At 40.0% G+C, this 14,629-nt stretch carries 12 protein-coding genes; 5 read left to right on the top strand and 7 right to left on the bottom strand.

What is annotated here, in order from left to right; genetic code table 11:
• The first annotated feature begins 144 nt into the window (after window positions 1-144).
• The 4 genes from IGI67_RS15860 (at window position 145) to IGI67_RS15845 (ending at window position 3,525) form a co-directional block, all read left to right on the top strand.
• Window positions 145-1,887 carry an ABC1 kinase family protein gene (locus IGI67_RS15860; RefSeq protein WP_429958346.1) on the top strand — a complete coding sequence of 581 codons (1,743 nt, stop codon included), beginning with the start codon at window positions 145-147 and terminating at the stop codon, window positions 1,885-1,887.
• A gap of 267 nt (window positions 1,888-2,154) precedes the next feature.
• Window positions 2,155-2,730 carry an alkaline shock response membrane anchor protein AmaP gene (gene amaP / locus IGI67_RS15855; protein ID WP_429958345.1) on the top strand — a complete coding sequence of 192 codons (576 nt, stop codon included), beginning with the start codon at window positions 2,155-2,157 and terminating at the stop codon, window positions 2,728-2,730.
• A gap of 11 nt (window positions 2,731-2,741) precedes the next feature.
• Window positions 2,742-2,930 (top strand): DUF2273 domain-containing protein, encoded by a 189-nt coding sequence (locus IGI67_RS15850; protein ID WP_207106870.1) that lies wholly within the window; start codon window positions 2,742-2,744, stop codon window positions 2,928-2,930.
• A gap of 58 nt (window positions 2,931-2,988) precedes the next feature.
• The gene (locus IGI67_RS15845; protein WP_429958344.1) at window positions 2,989-3,525 is read left to right on the top strand and encodes an Asp23/Gls24 family envelope stress response protein; all 537 of its coding nucleotides are present in this window, start codon (window positions 2,989-2,991) and stop codon (window positions 3,523-3,525) included.
• A gap of 94 nt (window positions 3,526-3,619) precedes the next feature.
• On the opposite strand, the gene IGI67_RS15840 is transcribed toward IGI67_RS15845, so the two are convergent.
• From IGI67_RS15840 to IGI67_RS15815, 6 genes are all read right to left on the bottom strand, one after another.
• Window positions 3,620-4,570, bottom strand: a complete 951-nt coding sequence (locus IGI67_RS15840) for a P1 family peptidase (RefSeq protein WP_429958343.1) — start codon at window positions 4,568-4,570, stop codon at window positions 3,620-3,622.
• A gap of 126 nt (window positions 4,571-4,696) precedes the next feature.
• On the bottom strand, window positions 4,697-5,701 hold the full coding sequence (locus IGI67_RS15835) for a nucleoid-associated protein (protein WP_207106873.1): 1,005 nt from the start codon (window positions 5,699-5,701) through the stop codon (window positions 4,697-4,699).
• A 315-nt stretch (window positions 5,702-6,016) separates the two neighbouring features.
• Entirely contained in the window at window positions 6,017-7,924 is a 1,908-nt protein-coding gene (gene thrS, locus IGI67_RS15830; RefSeq protein WP_429958342.1) for a threonine--tRNA ligase, read from the bottom strand.
• 378 nt (window positions 7,925-8,302) lie between these two features.
• The gene (locus IGI67_RS15825; RefSeq protein ID WP_429958341.1) at window positions 8,303-10,984 is read right to left on the bottom strand and encodes an FtsX-like permease family protein; all 2,682 of its coding nucleotides are present in this window, start codon (window positions 10,982-10,984) and stop codon (window positions 8,303-8,305) included.
• A 140-nt stretch (window positions 10,985-11,124) separates the two neighbouring features.
• A complete protein-coding gene (locus IGI67_RS15820) occupies window positions 11,125-12,468 on the bottom strand; it encodes a PFL family protein (protein ID WP_207106876.1) in 1,344 nt (447 codons plus the stop codon).
• Window positions 12,469-12,480: 12 nt separating this feature from the next.
• Window positions 12,481-12,750: an ACT domain-containing protein gene (locus IGI67_RS15815; RefSeq protein WP_207106877.1), complete on the bottom strand. Its 270-nt coding sequence runs from the start codon at window positions 12,748-12,750 to the stop codon at window positions 12,481-12,483.
• A gap of 354 nt (window positions 12,751-13,104) precedes the next feature.
• On the opposite strand from IGI67_RS15815, the gene IGI67_RS15810 reads away from it, so the two are divergent.
• On the top strand, window positions 13,105-13,836 hold the full coding sequence (locus IGI67_RS15810; protein WP_429958340.1) for an NADPH-dependent oxidoreductase: 732 nt from the start codon (window positions 13,105-13,107) through the stop codon (window positions 13,834-13,836).
• Between the two features lie 18 nt (window positions 13,837-13,854).
• Here the strand turns inward: IGI67_RS15810 and IGI67_RS15805 are convergent, their stop codons facing one another.
• Window positions 13,855-14,598, bottom strand: a complete 744-nt coding sequence (locus IGI67_RS15805; protein ID WP_429958339.1) for a cyclase family protein — start codon at window positions 14,596-14,598, stop codon at window positions 13,855-13,857.
• Window positions 14,599-14,629: the final 31 nt, after the last annotated feature.

Below are 14,629 nucleotides of genomic sequence, written 5' to 3'. Positions count from 1 at the left end.
TAAGGGGCTGTTTGTATCCTGTAAAATTCTCTTGTAAGATAGAAATGACAGCTACTATTTTTTACATTTCATAATTAGTCTACTCAGATTTATCTCGAAAAAGTGGCTATTCAATCGTAACCAGTTAATTAGGAGGTGACACCATTGGCTAAGCAATCCAAGACCACTCGCTTACGACAAATCGTAAAAATCATTAACCACTATAGTGTTGTAAAAAACATCACGCAACAAAAAAATCCTGAAGAGGTCCGTAAAGCCTTTGAAGAATTAGGGCCTACCTTCATTAAGGTAGGACAGATGATGTCGGTTCGGACCGATATTTTCACGCTATCCTTTACCAAAGAACTGCGAAAGCTGCAGGACGATGTTAAAACGGATTCCTTTGAATCTGTTAAATGCCTTGTTGAAAAAGAATTGGAGCTCCCCTTAACAGAAATTTTCGAAAGCTTTGATGAACAGCCCTTTGCTTCAGCATCAATTGCGCAGGCACATCACGCGCGTCTGAAAAATGGGCAGCAGGTCGTCGCTAAAGTCCAGCATCCTGGAATTGCCTCTGAAATTGAATTGGATCTATCTTTATTTGAAAAAGCAATACCAATCGCCAATTGGGTGCCAGAAAGCAAAGTTATTGATCTCAAAAGTATCTTGAAAGAGATCCGCGTATCTCTGCAAAATGAATTGGATTTTCAAAAAGAGCTAGTGTTGGCTGAAGAATTCTATCGCTTGAACAATGGCTGGAAAGAAGTCCGTTCCCCTCGAATGGAGCCTGCATACTCCACCAAAAAAGTTATTGTGATGGAATTAATGCCCGGGACCAATTTAAAAGAACTAATCAATGCGGATAACGATGCAACCGTTCAAGGAGAAACCACCTACAAGGATTTGAAAAAAACGATCAGTGAATTATTGATCGAACATTTTATGAAGGAGGTTTTTGAAGACGGCTTCTTCCATGCTGATCCCCACCCTGGGAATATTTTATTACAGCTAATGAGTGAGGAAGAGAACTTAAACGATCGACAGTTAAAAACCAAAGATCATAAAGGGAAAATCGGCCGCCTGCCTTACGAATTTACTTATTCTAAAAACGAAAGTCTTCGCCCTTTTCGTTTAAATTTCATTGATTTTGGAATGATGGGAACGATCAGTCGTGAGATGCAGGCAAAGATGAGCAATGTGATCATTGCTATTTACAGTAAAGACAATCAACGAATCACCAACGCGGTCCATGCCATTTGCAAGCAGGTCGGCAGCTTCGATGAAGAAAAATTCACCTACGAGCTAGACGAATTTTTAAATCGTTATTTGAATTTACCCGTTAAAGAAATTGATCTGCAAAAAGTCTTTTCGCAGGTCGTGGTCATTTGTCACGAAAATAATCTGCAAATCGATGATTCGGTAACAATGCTTATCAAAGCATTTGGTACCTTAGAAGGAGTGATCGAGGATTTGAATCCTGACCTATCATTATTTGAAGTTGTTGCTCCTTTTGCACAAAAATATTTCCTTCAGCAATTGAATCTAAAGGATGAGTTGCAGGAAACAGGCTTGGATTATTTGTCCACACTAAAGGCCCTGCCAAAAATTCCAAGCCATGCCTTGAATGCTTTAGATACCTTCGGAAAAGGCAAAGGCAAACTAAATCTAGAATTGAAAAATCAAAAAAATTTATTAGAACGAGCAGAAGCAATGGTCAACCGCCTGGTAATCGGACTGATTCTTTCTGCTCTAGTCATCGGTTCATCGCTATTGGTCCAAACCTCATCAGAAGGTGATACATTTATTTCTGACTTGGGAATTTTCGGCTATTCGGTTGCCGCTCTTTCAATCCTTTTCTTAGTTGTCGAGAGTCTCTATCGACGCTACCGCAAATGGAAAGAACGCTAAACAACCTATTTCAGACTGAGAAGTGTGCTCATCATTTAGCACACTTCATTTTTTTATACAAAATTCCTGCTCACTCTTTTTTTTCTTCAGTAATAAAAAAAACGAAAAATCGTTGAAAAAATTATTATTCTTTGGCTTATCCTCGCTTAACCTATATAAAAAAAGTTTTTTTGGCAAAGAGATAAGCAATTTTTTTTACAAAAAAGGGGTAACATTTTATTATTTTACTGTAAACAATTTAAAAATATTGAAGTGAGGAGGTGCGATATGAATAAAGTTCTTAAAACCATCTTAATTATTTTTTCGCTGGTTTTACTTTCAATTTTCCTATCCGTCGTAGCAATTTACTACTTTATCGCTTCAAATCCGTTAGATTTAAGCTCTTTGCAACAGTTTGTCTTAACGAATAATTACGCTCAAGTATATTTATTCTGGGTAGCAGCAGCTTTAGCCATCTTAACGGTAATCGGGATTTTCATAATCCTATTCTATCCAAAGAGAGTGACCAAGTTCGTCTTACAGGAAGAACGTGGAAAATTAGCTTTGGATAAGCGAGCGATTGAAGGGTATGTCCGGACAAGTATCAAACAGGAAGACTTCATGGATAACCCCAAGGTCAATGTGACGGCGACGAAAAATAAAATTAGAGTGAATGTTCGCGGGCAATTGAAGAAAACATCTGGTTTAGTTGGTCAAACGGATCGCTGGGCCAAAAATGTAGAAACAAAAATTCGGGAATTACTAGGCCCAGATGAAAAAGTTTCTATTAAAGTAAAACTTCAAGCACTTGAGCCAGCACCAACAGACACAACTGTAACACGTACGCGGCCGCGAGTAGAATAGGAGGAACAGCGATGCAAGAATTTTTAACACGAGACAAGCTCCCTGTGATCTTCGGTATCCTTGGTTTTATCCTAGCTGTACTATTCTTTACCATCGGCTTTTTTAAAACGATTTTACTGATCTTGATCACAATTATCGGAGTAGTTCTTGGTATTTATCTAAAGAACAATCATATTTTAGATGACTATTTGAAAAAATAGTCACCTCAATCAAATGTAAAAAATCATATATTAATACACTCAGGAGGAGAAAAAAATTATGGAAAACACAACAATCAAACCCACAGAACCAAAAAAAGATGTTAAAGGTGAATTAACCTATGAGGACAAAGTAATTCAAAAGATTATCGGAATTGCTCTGGAAAACGTAGACGGACTATTGACAGTAGACGGCGGTTTTTTCTCTAACATCAAAGACAAATTAGTTAACAGTGACGATATAACTTCCGGTATCAGCACTGAAGTTGGTAAAAAACAAGTAGCTGTTGATATGGATGTAGTCGTTGAGTACGGCAAAGATATCGAAAACATTTATGATGAAATGAAAGCATTGATTTCTGAACAAGTGGATAAAATGACTCATTTAGATGTCATTGAAGTCAACGTGAATGTTGTTGATATCAAAACACGCGAGGAGTACGAAGAAGACAGCGAAACGGTTCAGGATAAAGTAACTAGCGCTGCTCAAACTACTGGAAAATTCGCATCAAAACAAACAAATCGCGCGAAAAGCGCTATGAGCAATCAAGCTGATAAAATCGGCGACAACTTAGAATCTGAACCACGCGTACAATAAACCAATCTTCCCCATTGACTAGCCGAACTTTGACTAGTCTTTTCATAAAAGATAATGAACAGCCCAGACATATTCTGTCCGGGCTGTTTTTTAACTATATTTCTTTGTATCCTAAATAATCCTGATATGTCTCTGCGGCTTGAGTTCCTCTTACGATTGCCTGTCGAACAGCTTCAACTGCTAGGATCGAGACTGATTCAAAACTGGCTTTAATCTGGTTGGCTCCTAAAACAAATAATGTATCACCATCATAAGTTGTATGCGATGGACGAATCGCTCGTGCAATGCCATTGTGACTAATATCAGCCAGCTTGTTCATTTTGGCTTTTGGGAACGTGGCGTTGGTCATTACACAGCCGATCACTGTATTTCCATCAAATAGCGCTTCTTCATTTTGATAATAATCAAGGAAAAGCGCTTCGGAGAAACCGATTTTTGTTTCGCCAGCTTTGCGAGCGCCAGCGATAATATTTCCTGTTTCTTCGTCAAAGACGTCTCCTACAGCATTGACTGCAATGACAGCCGAAACCCACAAGTTTCCATGACGCATTGTGTGAAGGCCAATCCCGCCCTTCATGGCATTCTTTGCGCCATTAATTGTGCCAACACTGCAGCCGGTTCCAGCACCATAATTCCCCGCTTGGAATTTCTGTCCACTAAAGGCCTCTTCACAAGCTTTACGACCAGCCTGATAATTTGGACGAACGTCTGATCGGCCGATCCGCAAATCAAAAAGACTCGCTCCAACAACATTCGGAACAAACGTGACTCCCATATCCCGTCCAATTTTATTTTCTTCCAAAAAATCAACGACGCCAGCATTTGCTGCCAATCCAAAAGCGCTGCCGCCGGATAAAGTTACTCCGTGGACAAATTTTCGATTATTCTCTGATTTTAATGCATCCGTGTCTCTTGTATTGGGTGAACCGCCGCGAACAGAAACACCGCCTGTTACACCATCCTCACAAAGAATGACTGTACAGCCGGTCATCGCTTCGGTATCGGTATATTGACCTATACGAAAAAAATCCTGATAGTTTTCCATCTTGTTCCTCCGCTCATTTTCTCCATTCTAGCCTATTCTTTTAATCAGCTCAATTTCAAATTAAACGTGCCTTTACCTAAGACTGAACATCGTTAGTTAATGCTTATACTAAAAATCAACCACCTTTTATAGGCGGTTGATTACTTCATCAACATTCTTGATCGTCACTGAGATAGTCCCATCAGGATTATTCGTAAATTCGATCAGTTCAGGATTGCGGTAAACATCCAATGGAACAATCAATTCGATGCCGTTCGATAGTTTTAATTTCTGTTTGCCATATTTCTTTTCCGTAATTTCACGAACTTCTCTCAATAAAGGCGCTTGATCCACATAGCCCTTTTCAACGACTTCCTCCTGAAACGCCACTTGCGCGGAAACATTGTCCCTAAAGACCTTTTGTGCGACGATTTTCGCATCGATCTGACCATTCTCTTCTACCACGTCATAAACGGCTTCCTTTACATCAGCGATCACATCATGCTTCTGATTTTCAAATTTAGCGCCAATTTTTTCCGCCACCTTTTTAATGACACGAACATTTTCTTCCAGTGAAGGAGCTGGTCGACTTTCGATTACTTGTGTTGAAAAATATAAGCGTTTTTCACCAGAAAACGGGTATTTTTTCTCGATCATTTCATAGCTCAAATTCCCTAAATTAACTACAATTCCCTCATCTGCTTTTTGTGATTTACTCGAAAGCAATGCACGATGCACGATTAATTCATTCTTCAAACCTGCTTCATCTGAATCAACAATATGGGTATAGCCTTCATGGTAATTCACTTTTAAAAAAGCTAGATACATTTGTGTGTCTTCTTCATATAAAGCGATAAAAACATCCGCACTTGGTGCCTCTTCACTTTCCTTATATGCTTCATACCAGCGAGTCACAATTTTTTCACTAGCTGGCAGAAAATCATGTTCTGCCTGTTGACTTAATAAGGCAAACGTAGAATCCTCCGCTAACGTCCCTGTCTTGGTTTGTGCTGAAGATAATTTTTGAATTTTTTTTGTCAAATATTCCCGAATATACTCTTTCGTCAAATCTAATTCACTCTGACTATAAATCGGATCGCCTGATTCCCGATCGACAATATGGAGAGCGGCTTTCTTTAAATAAATATCCATGGTTTCCCTGCTTTCTAAAATAAATTTCTAAAATTTAGTATACGGCGAAAAGTAGAACTGGCAACTTGATTATCATACACAGGAAACAAGGAAAATAGCAACTATTGTTTTACTAAAAGTTTCTCGGGCGCGTACCTCACTCGCTGCTGCTCACTACTAAATAGCACTTTAAGATAGTATCCCCAAAATCATAGACACTAAAAATTTCAACGGCGGCTTTATTTTTGCTTTTCTGTTGGTTTTAATTGTTTTTGAGCTTTTAGCAATTGCTTAAAGTCATGAAAAAAACGCTGAAGTTTATTTCAGCGTTTCTGCTTAATAATATTGATGATTTTTTTCTAGTGCCTGCTGTTTGAGCAGATTCATGAAATCGGCCTTTGACATTTGCTTAACGTTGTCACTGCCATGTTTGCGGACTGCAAAAGTATCTTCAGACAATTCCTTATCGCCAACGACTAAAATATACGGAATCTTCCGCAGCTCGGCTTCACGAATTTTCTTACCTAGTTTTTCATTTCGCAGGTCCTTTTCTACCCGAATACCGGCGGCATGAAATTCTTGGAATAATTCCTCTACCCCCGCTTCATGAGGCTGTGCGACATTGATCAGCGCTACCTGTTTCGGCGCTAACCAAAACGGAAATGCTCCCGCATAGTGCTCGATCAAGATACCCAAGAAACGATCCAATGAACCAAAGACTGCTCGATGGATCATCACTGGCTGTGCTTCCTGATTATTTTCATCCACATAACTCAAATCAAATTTTTCTGGCATTTGAAAATCCAATTGAACGGTCGCACACTGATGACTGCGATTTAAAGCATCCTTGATATGGATATCGATCTTCGGACCATAAAAGGCACCATCGCCTTCATTGATATTGTACTTATAACCCAGATCGGTCAAAACTTTTCCTAACGAAGCCTCTGCTTCATCCCACAGCTCGATCTCGCCCATAAAATCATCTGGACGGGTAGATAATTCTACAGCATATTCAAATCCAAAAATCTTATAGACCTCATCAATAATTTTTAGTGCCAATGCGATTTCTTGCTCAATCTGATTCCGTCGTACAAAAATATGCGCGTCATCCTGACAGAAGGTCCGTACTCTCAAAAGACCATTCAAAGCCCCGCTGAATTCATGTCGATGCACTTGCCCAAACTCCGCCATTCGCATTGGCAGATCACGGTAAGATCGCTTGCGGTCCTTGTAAATCAAGCAATGTCCCGGACAATTCATCGGCTTCAATGCGTAGTCTTCATCGGCGACTTTCGTAAAATACATATTGTTTTTATAATGTTCCCAGTGTCCTGAACGCTCCCATAATCGCTGATTTAAGATCAACGGTGTTTTAACCTCTTTGTAGTCATATTTAGCCTGCAATTCTCGCAGAAACTTCTGTAATTCATTTCGTATGATCAGGCCATTTTCCAAATAAAACGGCATCCCTGGAGCTTCTTCGGAAAACATAAATAAGTCTAGTTCTTTGCCTAATTTTTGATGGCTGCGTTTTTCTGACTCTTCTAAATAATCTAAGTGAGCCAAAAGCTGTGCTTTCTCCGCAAAGACTACTCCTGTTACACGCTGAAGCATTTCATTTTCAGGATTTCCCTGCCAGTAGGCACCTGATACCTTTAACAAAGAGAAATACTTGGCAGTTGTCAGCTCCAAAGCAGTCGGCTCTAGGAAAAATTCCGTCACATCGCCAAAGGTATAAATGAAAACAGTTTGATCAGCAGGCAACTCTGACAGTGCAGACAGCTTCAACTCATTGTCCTTGAATACTTCTCTAGCCTCTGAAACAATCATCGTAGTGCTTGCAATTGCTCCATTTTCTTTGATTTGTCCCTTAATATGATGCTCTAAATCCTTTAAAACTAAAGCACTCAACGGCTGCTTCACGCGTAGATCCACCCAGATCGATTGATCCGCTCGCTGAGCCTTTGCAAAAAGGGCTTCTGGATAATAAGCTTTGATTGCTTCTTGCAATAACAGACTGACTAACTGACAAATCGCCGTCGTTCCTTCTTTCGATGCGCAATCATAAAATGCAAGTTCTGCATTTTCCGTAACTGGAGTTGATAAGTCGACAAGCTCGCCGTCGATACTGCCGACGACCGCTTCTTCCATCAGTTGATTTTTTATCTCGAACAATGTGGTGTCTTTTGCCACCTTTTGTTTACTTCCATCTGGTAAAACAATTTCGATTTCCTTTGACATCCAACTCAACTCCGATCCGCATTTTCAATAAAAAATTTGTTATTGCATGCCTTCTCCTTTTAATTTTAACAAAAGGGCTGAAGGCTTTTCAATTAAAAAAACGTCCCTATAAAAATAGGGACGTGAATAAACGTGTTACCACCCAAGTTCCCAAAAAGCTTACACTTCTTGGCTCGTGAGACACATAACGGGTATCATCCGGACCGTTTTCGGCCACTCAAAGGGAGTCATCTGCTTTTCTCAATCAGAAGCTTCCAGCCACGGCTTCTTTCTCTTGTGACGAGCAATAAAACAAATGTTGTCCTTCTCACTGCATTTTACTATTGATTAAAGCATAGACTTGCACAAAATTTTTGTCAACGCTTTTTTCTTATGAGTTTATTCATTTGATTTTAGTGCATCGATCATATTAATATGCCGCAAACGAAAATGAGTCGCAAGCATCACGATAACTGAGAACAGAATCGTTAGTCCGCCAGATAAAAGGTACGACCCTGAACGAATAACTAGCGGAAAAGTAATGGTCTCCATCGATGCTTGATCCAAAATAAATTTCGTTAGAATGACCCCTAGACCATAGCCAAAAAGAATTCCCAAAATCGTAAAAACGAAGTTCTCGCGGAATACATAAGAAGTCACTTCTCGATCGTAAAAACCTAACACTTTGATCGTCGATAATTCTCGTAAACGTTCAGATACATTAATATTCGTCAAATTGTATAACACGATAAAAGCCAGTAAACCTGACAACACCACAAAGATCCAAACAATTCCATCCAAATTATCCATTGAATTTTCTTGGGTCTCGATTTGGGTAGACATGAATGAAGTATTTATCACCTGATCTGAGCTCAAGAGCTTTTTCGATAAATTCTCTTCTTCTGATTCAGTCATTTTTTTACTTTTCAGTAAATAGCTGTTCGCTTCAAAATTGTTTCCGCGGGCTTTCTGATAATATTCCTTTGATAAATACAAGAAATTCCCCAAATAATTATCACTGATATTCGCAATCTTAACTTTGAAAGTCTGCTGATCGTCATCATAGACCGTCAAGCTGTCGCCTTTTTTCAGACTAAAGAGCTCAGCCATTTTCTGTGTAATTACAGCACCGTCATTGGGCAGCGTGAAGCCCGCTCCCTTGTTCTTCAAATGAAGATACTGTTTAAACGCCTCCCGATCCTCCGGCACCATCATTGTCAATTTCTGGTTAGCTTGCCCTTTTTGCTTTAGTTCAACTGTTTGATTCATCACAGCTAAATTGGCAGTAAGCTTTTTATTCTTAGAAAAAAGCTTTTCAACTGCTGAATTATCCGCCTGATCTTTCAAAGTAACGATCGCATCATAATCAATGATCGGACCAAACTGCTTCTGTCCGACTGAACTTAATGAATCCTTCAGCCCAACGCCTGCAACCATCAAAGCTGCACAACCGGCGATACCAATTACCGCCATAATCATTCGCGATTTGTAGCGGAATAGATTTCGATAGCTGACTTTTGAGTTAAAACTCATGCGAGACCAAATCGGCGTGATTCTCTCTAGAAAAATTCGCTGTCCCGGCTTGGGTGCTTTAGGCTGCAAAAGTTCAGCTGGTTTTTCATGCAGTTCTTTCAGCAAGACAAGCAAAGCCGCACCTAGACTGGCAAACAAAAAGGCAATTGTCGCTTGAATGATTGGTCGTGATAAATAGAAAGCTTTCACTCCAGGAAAATTATAGCGGTCACTTGAAAGCTCGAAAATCAAGCGCGGCAGCGTATGGGTTCCGATCACAGAACCTAAAATAATCCCAGCAGTTGCTGCAGATACAGCGTAAATGATATATTTGATCGATATTTCATAACGTGAATAGCCTAAAGCTTTTAACGTACCAATTTCTCGACGATTTTCTTCTACCATTCGTGTCATTGTCGTAAAGGTAATCAACGCAGCAATGAAAAAGAAGAAGACCGGAAAAACATTGGCGATCGCAGCGATTCGTTCAGAAAGATCGCCATATTCTTGAAAACCTGGATTATCCGCTCGCTGATCATAAGAATAGCTAGGTGTCTTCACATCGTTGATCTCTTTTTCACTATCACTGAGTTTTTGTTGAGCGGTCAATAATTTCTCACGATTGCTACTCAGTTCTTTTTGACGCTCTTCAAGGTCATTTTTGGCTTGTTCCAGCTGAGGATTTTCATTTGATGTCAATGCTGCCTGCTGCTCTAACTGTACTTTAGCCTGATTTAACTCCTTTTGGCCAGTCTCTAATTTTGCTAGACTATCAGCCACCTCTGCTTTTTTAGGCTGTACTTTCTTTAGCGTAGCGCTCTTTATTTCTGCTGCTCGTTCTTTTGGCCGATCGGTGAAAAGCGCTTCGGTCTTCTCAATGTTTTTATCCATGGCTTTTTCGTAAGCTTTGCCATAGGTCTCTTTTCCTTTAACATTTGCAAAACGCACGTAGATGATCGATTTAATTTTACTGGAGAAATTATTTTCCGGCAGGTAGGCAAAAAAATCAACATTCCCATTTCCAACATTAGAAAGTCCTCGTTCTTCCGTGCTTATATAGATTGGAGACTGGACAAAGCCAACGATCTTAAAATTTTTCCGCTTTAGTTGATCCGGCTGATCGATTCGATAAGTCTGATTTAGGCGATAACCTTCCTCCTTGGCCTTTTCATCTAACACAAGCTCATTTTCTTTTTGAGGTAAATGTCCTGATTTTACGATCAATTTATTTTGTTGTTTTTTTTTATCATATGAATAAAGCTTGGCCACTTGATTCTTTTTACTATCCGCATAAAAAAGTTGATGACCACTTTCAACCTCAGCATTAGGAATCTTGGCTGCTAATCGTTCATCCTCTTCTGTCAGTCCGCCAGTAGAAACAATTTGCAAATTTGATAATTCCTGCTTATCAACAAATTGACTAGCCGAATGATTTAAGATCGGTCCTGTGGCTTTGATTCCAACATATAATAATGTCCCTAATAGAATAATCAGAACGATTGCGATAAAGCGTCCTTTAGAATAGATAATTTCACGTAAACTTGCCTTAAAATAGGTTTTATTTTTCATTTGCCTGCTCCTGTTTTTTCGTCCTTATCATTTTAACATAAATCAATTTAATGACTGGTAGGAGAAATTCGGAAAAAAAGAACAATGCCAAAGCAGAAACCTTCGCATTGTTCTTATTAAACTCGACTTTACTTACTTTTTTAGTTCTTAAATGAATGGATTGGAGCGGGGATACGACCGCCGCGAGCAATAAAGTCAGCTGAACCTGCCGCATTGACAGCCATCACTGGTGCTCGTCCTAATAGTCCGCCGAACTCTACCATTTCGCCAATTTCCTTGCCCTTAGCAGGAATGATTCGAACAGCGGTTGTTTTATGGTTGATTACTCCTATAGCAGCTTCATCGGCAATCATCGCCGAAATACTGCTTGCTGGTGTAGAACCAGGGATTGCAATCATATCCAATCCCACCGAGCAGATCGCCGTCATCGCTTCTAATTTTTCAAGCGATAATGACCCATTATTGACTGCATCAATCATTCCCGCATCTTCTGACACTGGAATAAATGCTCCAGATAATCCACCAACATGGTTACATGCCATTACCCCGCCTTTTTTCACTGCATCATTTAGCAATGCTAAAGCGGCGGTTGTTCCATGGGTCCCAACTGTTTCTAAGCCCATTTCCTCCAATACGTGAGCAACCGAATCCCCGACCGCTGGCGTTGGAGCTAATGACAGGTCAACGATACCAAAGGGCACATCCAAACGCTCAGAAGCGATCTTCCCTACCATTTGGCCCATCCGTGTAATTTTAAATGCTGTCTGCTTCACAACCTCTGCTACAACATCGAAGGACTCCCCCTTCACTTTTTCTAAAGCACGTTTCACCACACCAGGCCCGCTGACTCCGACATTAATGACGCAATCCGCTTCGCCTACACCATGGAAGGCTCCAGCCATGAAAGGATTATCTTCCACTGCATTAGCAAAAATTACTAATTTCGCACAGCCTAGATCAGAAGCCTCTGCTGTTTGCTTAACAATCCGACCTGTATGTGCGACAGCATCCATGTTGATTCCAGCTTTTGTCGAACCAATGTTGACAGAAGCACAGACAAAATCTGTTTCAGCTAAAGCTTGAGGAATGGAGTCAATCAAAATCCTATCGCCGTGCTGGTATCCTTTTTCAACTAGTGCGGAGAAGCCGCCCAAGAAGTTTACACCAACAGTCTTTGCAGCCTTATCTAATGTTTTCGCATATTTTACATAGTCCGTGTCTGGAGTAGCAGCGGCAATGATACCGATTGGTGTGACAGAGATACGTTTATTAATGATAGGAATCCCATATTCTGCTTCGATCGCCTCTCCTACTTTTACAAGGTCCTTTGCTTTTGTTGTGATTTTTTGATAAATTTTTTCACAGGCGCGATCACTATCGCTATCAATACAATCTAGTAAAGATATCCCCATGGTAATCGTCCGAATATCCAGATTTTCTTCTTCGATCATTCGAATCGTTTCCAGTATTTGATTGGTTTCCAAAAAGAGCCCTCCTTATAATTTATGCATCGTGTCAAAAATTTCTTGATTTTGAATACTGATCTTTACACCCAGAGTTTCTCCCAGTTCATGAAGCTGCTCCCGTGCTCCTTCAAAATCTACTGTAGCATTGGTTAGTTCCACTAACATCATCATTGTGAAATAGTCCCCCATAATTGTTTGAGAAACGTCGAGAATATTAATTTTTTGTTCCGCTAATTTCTGACTGACACCAGCTACGATGCCAACCTTGTCTTTTCCGATAACCGTTACTACGCCACGCATTTGCATAACTCCCTTCAGATAATTGTTTCCCATTATAGCACAGTGATGGCAAAACGATTAGAAAATTATGAATTAAATCGAATATTTTTCACTAAACGTTCGTGTTTTACACTCTGATTATTTAGCTTCTCGCTGTTTCCTAAATTTAAGCGTTAGTTATACTTTTATAAAAATGGAAGAGTAGCCCTTTTGACAAAATCACAGACGACCAAAAATAGGCTTCATAATCAACCCCCGATAATTGCCGCTCACCCTATATTTCTTTACTTCTTAGCTCTTTTTTTCTATGATGGATTCAACTACCATCCCTCACTAGGATGACTAATCAGTAAAATAGAATTAGGAGGCTTTTTTATGGAACTTTTTGAAACAATGCTTCAACACTCATCGGTCCGCTCATTTACTCAGCAACAGCTCTCTCAAGATTTGAAGGAACAACTGACCTTAGCTGCTCAAAGCGCCAGCAGCTCTAATTTTTTGCAAGCCTTCTCGATAATTGAAATCACTGATATAAAAAAAAGAAAACAGATTGAAGAAATTGCTAATTTTCCCATTGATAATGGCGATAAGGGCGAGCTCTATATTTTTGTCGCAGATTTGAATAAACACGCACAGGTCTTAACTTTAAACAATGATTCTATTGATCACCTGCGAACAATGGAATCATTGGTAGTTTCAGTTGTTGATGCAACTTTAGCTGCGCAATCAATGGCTGTTTACGCCGAATCCGTTGGTCTAGGTATCTGTTATGTCGGTGGTATACGTAATAATTTGTTCCAAATCAAGGAGCTGCTTGATCTGCCGGAATTGACCTATCCAGTTTTTGGATTATTCGTAGGCTATCCCGCTGAAAAAAATGAAGTGAAGCCACGGCTGCCAATCAATGCCGTACTTGGAACAAACACTTATCGAACACTGACACCTGATATGATCGACAGCTATAACAAAAAAACGACTGCTTATTATCAACAACGCAGCAGTAACAACCAAGAAACCAACTGGTCGGAAAAAGTTCGTCAGCATTTTGAATATCCGCGACGCTCAGACACTATTGAATTTCTAAAAAAACAAGGCTTCGTTTTTTAACCGAGGCCTTGTTTTCTTTTATTTTTCTGGGACAATCGCAACCGCTCGGACATTAAATCCAGGGGCGTCTTTGACTTTTGGTACCCCGATCGAGATCGCTCCGCCAACAGCTGGAAGCTCCGTCAACCGATTCAATACTTCCACTTGAAATTTATCTTGCTGCAGCCAATATAATTCTCCGATCAATCCTGAATTTTTTGTACAATCGATTGCCGAATCTGTGTCCAAGGTTTCATGACCAATCGCCGTCACATCTCGCTCCTCATGTAAATATTTTAAAGCTTCCAGTGACCAGCCAGGCGTATGGGCTTGTCCATTTTGATCCACGTTATAAAAAGCCTCAGGGTCATCCCAACGTTTTGACCAGCCGCTGGCAAATGCTACAAAACTGTCCGCGGGGATTTCCCCATGTTCAGCTTCAAAATCCTTGATGTCTGCCACCGTTACAGAATAATCTGGATTCTCTTCAACTTCTTTCTCTTTATTGATAACGATTAGAGGCAGCAAAAAATCTTTGATCGGTAATTGATCCACAGACACTCGATCTTCCACAAAATGCACTGGAGCGTCAATATGGGTGCCATATTGCGTGACCAGCTGATACTCCTTTGCAAAAAAACCGTTGTTCTTAACGGTCACTAACGTTTTTTCCTGCATCGGTCGAAACGATTGAAAGTAGGGAATCCCGCCATGAATATTATGACTCAAATCTACCCATTTTTGCTTCTTTAAAAAGGCGACACTGTTCGTAATCTCACTCATACTATTCCTCCTCGCGCTCTTACTATAACGC

This window comes from Enterococcus sp. AZ196 (assembly GCF_050498845.1).
Taxonomy (GTDB): Bacteria; Bacillota; Bacilli; order Lactobacillales; family Enterococcaceae; genus Enterococcus_A; species Enterococcus_A murrayae.
The sequence above is the reverse complement of the archived record's forward strand: the minus strand, read 5'-3'. Positions and strand labels throughout refer to the sequence as shown.

Excerpts from the sequence above, each read along its gene's own strand:
- IGI67_RS15835 (WP_207106873.1), bottom strand. The coding sequence starts at position 5,701 with ATGGATATTTATTTAAAGAAAGCCGCTCTCCATATTGTCGATCGGGAA.
- IGI67_RS15810 (WP_429958340.1), top strand. The coding sequence starts at position 13,105 with ATGGAACTTTTTGAAACAATGCTTCAACACTCATCGGTCCGCTCATTT.
- amaP (WP_429958345.1), top strand. The coding sequence starts at position 2,155 with ATGAATAAAGTTCTTAAAACCATCTTAATTATTTTTTCGCTGGTTTTA.
- IGI67_RS15825 (WP_429958341.1), bottom strand. The coding sequence starts at position 10,984 with ATGAAAAATAAAACCTATTTTAAGGCAAGTTTACGTGAAATTATCTAT.
- IGI67_RS15850 (WP_207106870.1), top strand. The coding sequence starts at position 2,742 with ATGCAAGAATTTTTAACACGAGACAAGCTCCCTGTGATCTTCGGTATC.
- thrS (WP_429958342.1), bottom strand. The coding sequence starts at position 7,924 with ATGTCAAAGGAAATCGAAATTGTTTTACCAGATGGAAGTAAACAAAAG.
- IGI67_RS15805 (WP_429958339.1), bottom strand. The coding sequence starts at position 14,598 with ATGAGTGAGATTACGAACAGTGTCGCCTTTTTAAAGAAGCAAAAATGG.
- IGI67_RS15815 (WP_207106877.1), bottom strand. The coding sequence starts at position 12,750 with ATGCGTGGCGTAGTAACGGTTATCGGAAAAGACAAGGTTGGCATCGTA.
- IGI67_RS15840 (WP_429958343.1), bottom strand. The coding sequence starts at position 4,570 with ATGGAAAACTATCAGGATTTTTTTCGTATAGGTCAATATACCGATACC.
- IGI67_RS15845 (WP_429958344.1), top strand. The coding sequence starts at position 2,989 with ATGGAAAACACAACAATCAAACCCACAGAACCAAAAAAAGATGTTAAA.